The sequence below is a fragment of the Heyndrickxia sporothermodurans genome (genome assembly GCF_003055045.1).
GTDB classification, from domain to species: Bacteria; Bacillota; Bacilli; order Bacillales; family Bacillaceae_C; genus Heyndrickxia; species Heyndrickxia sporothermodurans.
The window spans coordinates 339,547-347,154 of sequence record NZ_NAZB01000008.1 but is presented as its reverse complement, the minus strand read 5'-3'; the positions used below and the strand labels follow the sequence as shown (position 1 = coordinate 347,154).

Annotated in this window: 11 protein-coding genes; 5 read left to right on the top strand and 6 right to left on the bottom strand. The window is 33.3% G+C overall.

Annotated features, from left to right (window positions below; translation table 11 throughout):
* Nucleotides 1-244 precede the first annotated feature (244 nt).
* The 3 genes from B5V89_RS20565 to B5V89_RS03500 form a co-directional block, all read right to left on the bottom strand.
* Entirely contained in the window at nt 245-373 is a 129-nt protein-coding gene (locus B5V89_RS20565; protein WP_280523948.1) for a hypothetical protein, read from the bottom strand.
* Nucleotides 357-1,103: a phage antirepressor KilAC domain-containing protein gene (locus B5V89_RS03505; protein ID WP_108070514.1), complete on the bottom strand. Its 747-nt coding sequence runs from the start codon at nt 1,101-1,103 to the stop codon at nt 357-359. Before B5V89_RS03505 ends, B5V89_RS20565 begins: the two co-directional genes overlap by 17 nt.
* Nucleotides 1,104-1,248: 145 nt before the next feature.
* Nucleotides 1,249-1,461, bottom strand: coding sequence for a helix-turn-helix transcriptional regulator (locus B5V89_RS03500; protein WP_244913434.1), 213 nt, complete (start codon nt 1,459-1,461; stop codon nt 1,249-1,251).
* 105 nt (nt 1,462-1,566) lie between these two features.
* Here B5V89_RS03500 and B5V89_RS03495 point away from each other — a divergent pair, with 105 nt between their 5' ends.
* The 3 genes from B5V89_RS03495 to B5V89_RS03485 all read left to right on the top strand — a co-directional run bounded on the left by B5V89_RS03495 (nt 1,567) and on the right by B5V89_RS03485 (nt 4,418).
* Nucleotides 1,567-1,893 (top strand): helix-turn-helix domain-containing protein, encoded by a 327-nt coding sequence (locus B5V89_RS03495; protein ID WP_108070510.1) that lies wholly within the window; start codon nt 1,567-1,569, stop codon nt 1,891-1,893.
* Nucleotides 1,880-2,941 (top strand): ImmA/IrrE family metallo-endopeptidase, encoded by a 1,062-nt coding sequence (locus B5V89_RS03490; RefSeq protein WP_108070508.1) that lies wholly within the window; start codon nt 1,880-1,882, stop codon nt 2,939-2,941. The genes B5V89_RS03495 and B5V89_RS03490 overlap by 14 nt, the downstream gene beginning before the upstream one ends.
* 70 nt (nt 2,942-3,011) lie before the next feature.
* The gene (locus tag B5V89_RS03485; protein ID WP_108070506.1) at nt 3,012-4,418 is read left to right on the top strand and encodes a recombinase family protein; all 1,407 of its coding nucleotides are present in this window, start codon (nt 3,012-3,014) and stop codon (nt 4,416-4,418) included.
* Between the two features lie 3 nt (nt 4,419-4,421).
* Here B5V89_RS03485 and B5V89_RS03480 read toward each other — a convergent pair whose 3' ends face one another.
* Nucleotides 4,422-4,874 carry an ATPase, T2SS/T4P/T4SS family gene (locus B5V89_RS03480; RefSeq protein ID WP_108070528.1) on the bottom strand — a complete coding sequence of 151 codons (453 nt, stop codon included), beginning with the start codon at nt 4,872-4,874 and terminating at the stop codon, nt 4,422-4,424.
* Nucleotides 4,875-5,094: 220 nt separating this feature from the next.
* On the opposite strand from B5V89_RS03480, the gene B5V89_RS03475 reads away from it, so the two are divergent.
* Entirely contained in the window at nt 5,095-5,337 is a 243-nt protein-coding gene (locus B5V89_RS03475) for a DUF2626 domain-containing protein (protein WP_066234381.1), read from the top strand.
* Nucleotides 5,338-5,389: 52 nt separating this feature from the next.
* Here B5V89_RS03475 and B5V89_RS03470 read toward each other — a convergent pair whose 3' ends face one another.
* A complete protein-coding gene (locus B5V89_RS03470) occupies nt 5,390-6,016 on the bottom strand; it encodes an MBL fold metallo-hydrolase (protein ID WP_107920867.1) in 627 nt (208 codons plus the stop codon).
* Nucleotides 6,017-6,258: 242 nt separating this feature from the next.
* On the opposite strand from B5V89_RS03470, the gene B5V89_RS03465 reads away from it, so the two are divergent.
* Nucleotides 6,259-6,432: a DUF2759 domain-containing protein gene (locus B5V89_RS03465; RefSeq protein ID WP_066234376.1), complete on the top strand. Its 174-nt coding sequence runs from the start codon at nt 6,259-6,261 to the stop codon at nt 6,430-6,432.
* Between the two features lie 28 nt (nt 6,433-6,460).
* Here B5V89_RS03465 and B5V89_RS03460 read toward each other — a convergent pair whose 3' ends face one another.
* Nucleotides 6,461-7,588 carry a YqgU-like beta propeller domain-containing protein gene (locus B5V89_RS03460; RefSeq protein ID WP_107920866.1) on the bottom strand — a complete coding sequence of 376 codons (1,128 nt, stop codon included), beginning with the start codon at nt 7,586-7,588 and terminating at the stop codon, nt 6,461-6,463.
* Nucleotides 7,589-7,608 lie beyond the last annotated feature (20 nt).

Sequence of the window (7,608 nt, the reverse complement as noted above, 5' to 3'; positions counted from 1 at the left end):
ATCCTCTCCTTGCAACGTGTCAACATGCTGCATGTAATTGTTTTTAGGAACAGGTTTCTTCACATCGTCCATTACTATGGCTAATAGCACCGTGAATAAAATAAGAAGGCTAATAATCAATACTGCGCTTACTAGCAACTCGAACCACTTCACGATTTTCCTCACCCCTTATCCTTAATCACTCCGTAAATCATGATGATAAGACTTGCTACGAACAATCCGAGTAGATAGATTGCAAAGTTGTTCATTTTCTCTCTTCCTCCTTTTTCTTTGCGATCAATCTTGGAATCGATGTTTTCATAAAAAACTTTGCCATTTCCTTCATTGTTTCATCGCTTATCATTGGAGGTTTAACTTCAACTTGCGCATTCATTGTCGTTTTCTCTTTCAATTACAGGTAATATTCCTTCACGTTTCAGCAAATCATAAATGAATAGTCTGCCTTTTTGAGTCCATTTCGTGCTGATTTTTGAGGTTTCAGAATCAATCACGTGAGTAGTGGTTTGCGTATAGCCTTTATCTTGGTATTTTGAATACAACAACCAAATATCGCCCTGCTTATACTGAACGCCTAAGTTATGAAGTTTTTTATTTAATGCGATAGCACTCATGCCATAATCTTTGGCGATTTTTGAAACTGATAATAATGATTTATTTTGAAGAACTAAATCGTAATAAGATGCTTTTGGTTTCAATTCATGCACTTGCTGAGAAAGAACAAGATTTTCGGTTGTCATTTTTTCAAGTCTCATATTCAGATAATCCATTGCTCGTTTCATTACCATTTCAGGGCTGTTCCATTTTCTTTCTAAATCAAGAAAATAAAGTCTTGCCTGTTTACCTTTCTCAGTGCGTTGCAGCATTGCTATTTCTTTGGCCATATTGAGTTTTATATGATGATCTTGAGAGGGTCTACCTCCGAGAGGTTTTTCACTTTTTTGTGATAAACTTATGAAATCAACGTTTTCTTTAAACCCGTATTCGGTCATTCTTTCAAACCATTGAGTGTAAGGTGTTTTAACTTCCAAAAATTCATGAAGTTCTCGACCGCTAACAAGTAAATCGCCATTTTCATTTTGTTGCGCTGGAATTAATTGATTCAAATTGACTCCTCCCCCTAAATAGGGTATTTTCACTACCCTTTAGTATAAAAAATAAATCACTAAAAATTTCATAAATTGTCGAAAAAAGGTATTGACGATACCCATTTTATATAAGATAATTATAAATGGGTATTACAAATACACTTTAAACACGCACAATGTCTTTAAATAGTTCTTCAGGTGAAGCCTCTAGAATGTTACAAAGTCGATACATCAAAGACGTACTAGGGTTTACCCTTCCATATTCAAGACTTTTAATGTGTTCAAATGATACGTTCGCAAGACTTGCTAATTGAGGCCTGCTAAAACCTTTAGCTTTTCTTGCTGCAATGAGTTCTTCTCTTTTTTGAACACTCACTATTTTTTCACCTCGCTATTAATATTTGACCTAAGTATACATGGTATTTAAAATACCGTCAAGTATTTATAATACCCTTTTATAAATTTTTTTGGAGGAATCTTTATGACTGTTGGTGAAAGACTCAAAAAATTAAGATTGAAAAAAGGGTATACGCAACAATTTATTGCAGATCGATTAGGAATCGGAAGATCTAATTTAGGACATATCGAAAATGATCGTGTTCAACTTGAGCCTAATTATGCGGAGATATTATCAAATCTTTACGATACTACTATTGAATACATATACACTGGGGAAGGAGTAGAATCGGTCGATCCAGATATTCGAACTTTAAATAGAGCTGCGAAAAATATGACGCCTGAGCAAAGAAGAAAGGCAATTAAAATACTCGAAGCGACTTTTGAGGATCTATTCGATGATGAGGACTAAACCTAATTACGACAAGGCAAAAAATGCAGCATTAAAAGCGTTGAAGAAACATAATATTCAAGATTTCCCAATTAATATTCTTGAAATACTTGATTCTTATAAAGATATTAAAATAATTAAATACAGTGAAATGGCAAGGAAAAGAAATTGTACATTAGAAGAAATTATTGAAATTAACTCTTCTGAAGATGGAGTTATCCACTACTCAGGAGATAGAGATAAATACCTCATAGCCTATAACGATGTGATTGAGCATCAGGAACGAGTGTATTGGACCTTAGCTCACGAATTCGGACATTATTTATTAGGTCACCACAAAGAATCGGATAGAACAAGCCTAGCGAGAAACGAAATGACGGAAGAAGAATATGACGCAAGAGAAGTTGAAGCTAATTTTTTTGCACGTTTCTTTTTATCCCCTCCTCCCGTTATTGCGATGGCAAACTTGAATGATTACCAAAAAATCATGGATTTTTTCGGTGTATCTTATACTGCTGCAAAAAACACATTAAATTATATTGAAAGAAGCTATAAAAAAGGATTTCGTTTTTTCTTACCAAATGACCTTTTTAACAATCTTAAGGTATTTTTCAATAAAGTAAGTTATGGCAAGACATGTTTGAAATGTGGTGTTTTTTCATATTTAAAGGATTCTAAGTTTTGTCCTAATTGCGGTAGCCATGAATTTCATAATTTTTTTAAAGGAGCTGATTTTAACATGTACTATCCAGGAATTATTACAAATAAAGAGAACGGTAAAGCATTAGAATGTCCTGTTTGCAGAAATCAGGAAACCGAAATTGAAGGAGAGTATTGCTGTCAATGCGGAACCCATATAGTCAATAGGTGTACTAACCTAGCAAAGGATTGGAATGGCGATTTTTATCATACTTGTATAACCCCTCTTCCTGGCAATTGTAGACATTGTCCTCAATGTGGACAACCTACTACTTTCTTACAAAACGGTTTGCTGAAACAATGGACTGTAGAAAGAGAAATAGAAAAACAACACCAACAAAACCAATTGTTCCTTGCATCTTCTCACTAAAAAACTATTAAACTATAAATTATTGGTGGGCTAAAATGCTCACCTTCTTCAATAGAAAGGATGATTTCGTGTGACTGTGGGCATTTATATTCGCGTCAGTACGCTTGAACAAGCAAAAGAGGGTTATTCCATAGCTGCACAAAAAGAACGCCTTACAGCTTATTGTGTGGCTCAAGATTGGTCAGATTATAAATTTTACGTGGATGAAGGTGCTTCTGCAAAAGACACTAATCGTCCAGAACTAAAAAAACTGTTTGAAGATATTAAAAAGGGCAAAATTCATATGATATTGGTTTATCGCTTAGATCGTTTTACCCGAAAGGTAGTCGATCTGCATGAGATGTTAGCTGAGATGGACAAGTATAACTGCACATTTAAATCAGCGACTGAACCATACGACACTACTACTGCAATGGGAAGAATGTTTATCACTATTGTAGCAGCTCTCGCCCAATGGGAAACGGAAAACCTATCTGAGCGAATAAAAATGGCACTGGAGGAAAAAGTAGCAGGAGGAGAACGCGTAGGCAATATCCCCTATTGTTTTGATTTAGGTGAAGATGAAAAATTGATACAAAACGAAAAGGTCCCTGTTGTTTTAGACATGATCGAAAAACTAAAACAAGGCATGTCAGCAAATAGAATAAGTGAATATTTGGATAAAACCAACAACGATCGAAGGTGGTCCCCAAATGGTGTTTTACGAATTCTACGCAATCCCGCTCTATACGGGGCTACTCAATGGAATGATGCCGTTTATGAAAATACACACGAGGGAATCATTACTAAAGAAGAGTTTATGAAGATACAGCAGATATTAGAGGATCGCTCACTTCACCATAGAAGAGAAGTGAAAAGTATTTATCTTTTCCAAGGCGTTATTACATGTTTTCAATGCGGCAGTACTCTATCCCCTAACCGTTATATACGCCGAAGAAAAGACGGAACCGAATATCAGGGATTAACCTATAGATGTCAATCTTGTGTTGTACACAAAAGAAAATCGATAAGTATAGGTGAGTATAGATTTGTCGACGCTCTGAAAGAATACATGAAAAACGTGGAAATCAAAAATATAGAACCTATCGAAATCGATGATGAGGAGCAAAAATTAACTAATCAGTTGATCCAAATAGAAAGGAAACGAGAAAAATATCAAAAGGGTTGGGCAGCTGATCTAATTAGCGACGATGAATTTACAAAGCTTATGAACGAAACAAGAGATATTTATAATGACTTGAAAGAGAAACTTGAAAAAAATAAAGCCCCAACATTAATGGATACTGAAGTTCTTCGAGAAATAGTATTTACCTTTAATCAAAATTTTAATCTGTTGACGCATGAAGAAAAACAAAAATTCATATCTCAATTTATTAGAAGTATTGATTTTAAACTAATCCCCCAGCCTCCAAAAGAGCCACGTAAAAGCTTAAGAGGTAAGGATTTAGTTGTAATTACCGATGTAGAATTTTATTAGTATTTATGATACGTTAGCAGTTGGTCCTGTAAAAATAATCATCCCATGAGAGTGCATTAATAAAGCTTTTAATTTTTTTGTGAATGTAGGGAATAAGGAAATTTCATCGATGGTTACCGATTGATTTTGAGGTAAAATCCGAATAACTAAACTTTCTTTTAATAATGCAGTAGGTAAGGTTGAAATTCGTAAAGATGTTTTCTTTTGGTGAACATATAAATGGAAGGAGCCGCTTTGAGGTTTTCTTTTTTCACTGATATCCATGGCAGACATAAATTTAAAATGGGAGATAAGCCTTTCACCAATTTCAACTGTTAGTTCCCGATACGGAGTTAGTCTTCCGTTGAAACGAAGTTGGACATGATAATCATCTTTTCTCGGAATGATATGCACATCCGTTGCGTTTAATTTCAACGCTTGATCTAGCAATAAATCTGCTATTTTTTCTATTGTCATATACCATAAGCCACCACCTTTTCTTTTTTTATATTGTTTCGACAAATACTCTTATTTTCCTGCAAAAAATAAGAATTTTTTTGATAAAATTTTTAATCATTTAATTTGATTATTTATCACGTAAATGTCACAAACTAAAATATGAGGTTATTTACATTAGCTATACTTTTCATTTATAATAATAAATTGATGGAGTAAAGGTATAAAAGGAGGGATACATATGGATCGTATGTACAGAGTATTAGGATTTTGGACTGGTATCTTTACAGTTATGCTTTATCTTGGTGACTTAAAAGCTCTTGCATTATTATTCCTAGGACAAACTGCATTTTTTGTTTTACTAAGCTATTTAAAATTATCTGAACGTATGTATATGTATATTTTTGGAGCGTACCTTACTATCTTCTTCGCAGGCTTTACATACTATACTACATTCATACTAGTGCCTGGTGTAGAACACTAAGCTTTACAAAAAAACTCTTGAACATGTTCAAGAGTTTTTTTGTTTACATTGATCATAAAAATGGGTTGTTTCGTTTTTCGTGATCAATAATTGTTTCCGGCCCATGACCAGATAACACCATTGTCACATCAGGTAATGCGAATAATTTGTTTTTTATACTGCTGATTAACTGCTGATGGTTGCCACCAGGCAGATCTGTTCGCCCTACACTATTTTGAAATAAAGCATCCCCTGAAAAAACTACATTTAATTCTTTTACATAAAAGGAAATACTACCAGGTGAATGTCCCGGAGTTTCAAAGACATCGAAACTAAATGATCCAATAGATAGCTTTAATTCTTGGTCAATTAAATGGTCAGCAGGCTCTTGCCGCACAGCCTTTCCCATCATAAATCTTTCAGAACCATTAAGTGCCGGATCTGAAAGCCATGCTGCTTCTTTCTTATGGACATAAACAGGAATATGATATGTATCCCTAATCATATCGACTGCACCGATATGATCAAAATGCGCATGAGTTAATAAAATTGCAATTGGTTTCAATTTTTGTGCATTGATGATAGATTGCAGCTTTTCTCCTTCTTCACCCGGATCAATTACGATGCATTCTTTATTTTCATTTGATAACAAATAACAATTCGTTTGCAAAATCCCTAAAGGAATTCGTTGCCATTTCATACTATTCCTCCAATACCACCAGTCTTCACATCCTATCGTATCAAAAATATAGTAAAAAAAAATAGAATGTATCGTTTTTAGTTTGGGGTATACTAAAACTAATTAAGATTTATATAAGTCAAATAACTTTCACTTTTTCACCTCGACAAATTCAGCTTATAATTGTAGAATATGTATGAGTGCTATTATTAATTTACATACGTAAAAAAGACATTTTTAATTAAGGAAGGGGTCTGTTACAAATGGGTACAGTTATCATTTTTACCTTAGTAACATTACTTGCGTTATTTGGAACAATTAGTGCATTCAAAAATAAAAATCCATTTGGAATCGTTTTTGGACTAATTACGCTAGGTGTATTTGGCTGGTTCACTGTTATGACAGTTATTCACTCAGGATACCCATCAACAATTTAACCTCGTTTTTCACGAAAGAGCAGTATTCTTACTGCTCTATTTTCTTTTCTAATTTCACTAACGGTATGATCTTTTTATTTTGTACGTCTACTAATTTTTCAAACTGAAAGCCATATAAACAAACTTTTCCATTGGGAGAGCATGATAATGGTTCATTGGGTAATTGATCGAACATAACATTTTTAGATTTTTTTAGTATATCGTACTCCATTAACTTAAAGTTCCCCTCATTATCATCTATTGATCTATTTTCATAAGGAACAAAGGTTATGAATTTGTTCTCCTTTATTATAAAATCATGATAAGGGACAAGCCCATCACTAAATTGACCGAAATGGGGAACTGGGAAAGAGTATTGCTCAATCAACGATTCATTGTAGAAATGATACATTGCATTTTCCTTATTTTCGGGATCTAACGTAATCGTCATTAAAAAATGGTTAAATGTATCAAATTGATAAATATTATTGAGCAAAGTTTTTGTTCCTTTTGGATTATTCATTGAATAGGACATGAGCGGAGCGTCCGTTTCGTTAGCTAGTTTATCCCATTTTTGAAAGAGAACTTCATTTTTGCCGAACCATTTAATAAAAGGGTCTGAAAAATTATGTTTCGTTAAAGATTCATTATTTATATCTAAAGTTAATACATTAAATGTCCAATCCTCATAAAAGACCGAAATCGCTAATATATTGGGATTATTTTCATTCCAATCATATGATAGATCAAAAGATTTTACTTCCTTTGAAAAAAGAAGTTTCCCTTTTCTATCCACCATATATAATTTTGCCAAATAAGTTGAAGGAGCGGTTTGAACTAACACTTTCTTATGATTTGGACTAATAATCACATTTTTAATAGGATCATTACTTTTAAAAAGTAATTCACTCGTTCCTGTCTCAAGTTGGTAAGAATAAACATAATTTTTTCTATTTTGATGTTTTATGTACACAACGGTATTATTACTTAGCCATCCTACTATTTTTTCAAATTGATTTTCATTTACCGTTAATGGAATGATTTGATTTATATTTGTTTCCTTTTGTTTCGGCGACTGATTTGATTTTTGTTGTTGGCACCCACATAAGATGAAAGCAATTAGGAACAAAAAAAATAAAATAAAAAAAGAAGTATGCCGTTTTTGTTTTTTCTTCATTGCATTTACCTCTTCTTTCG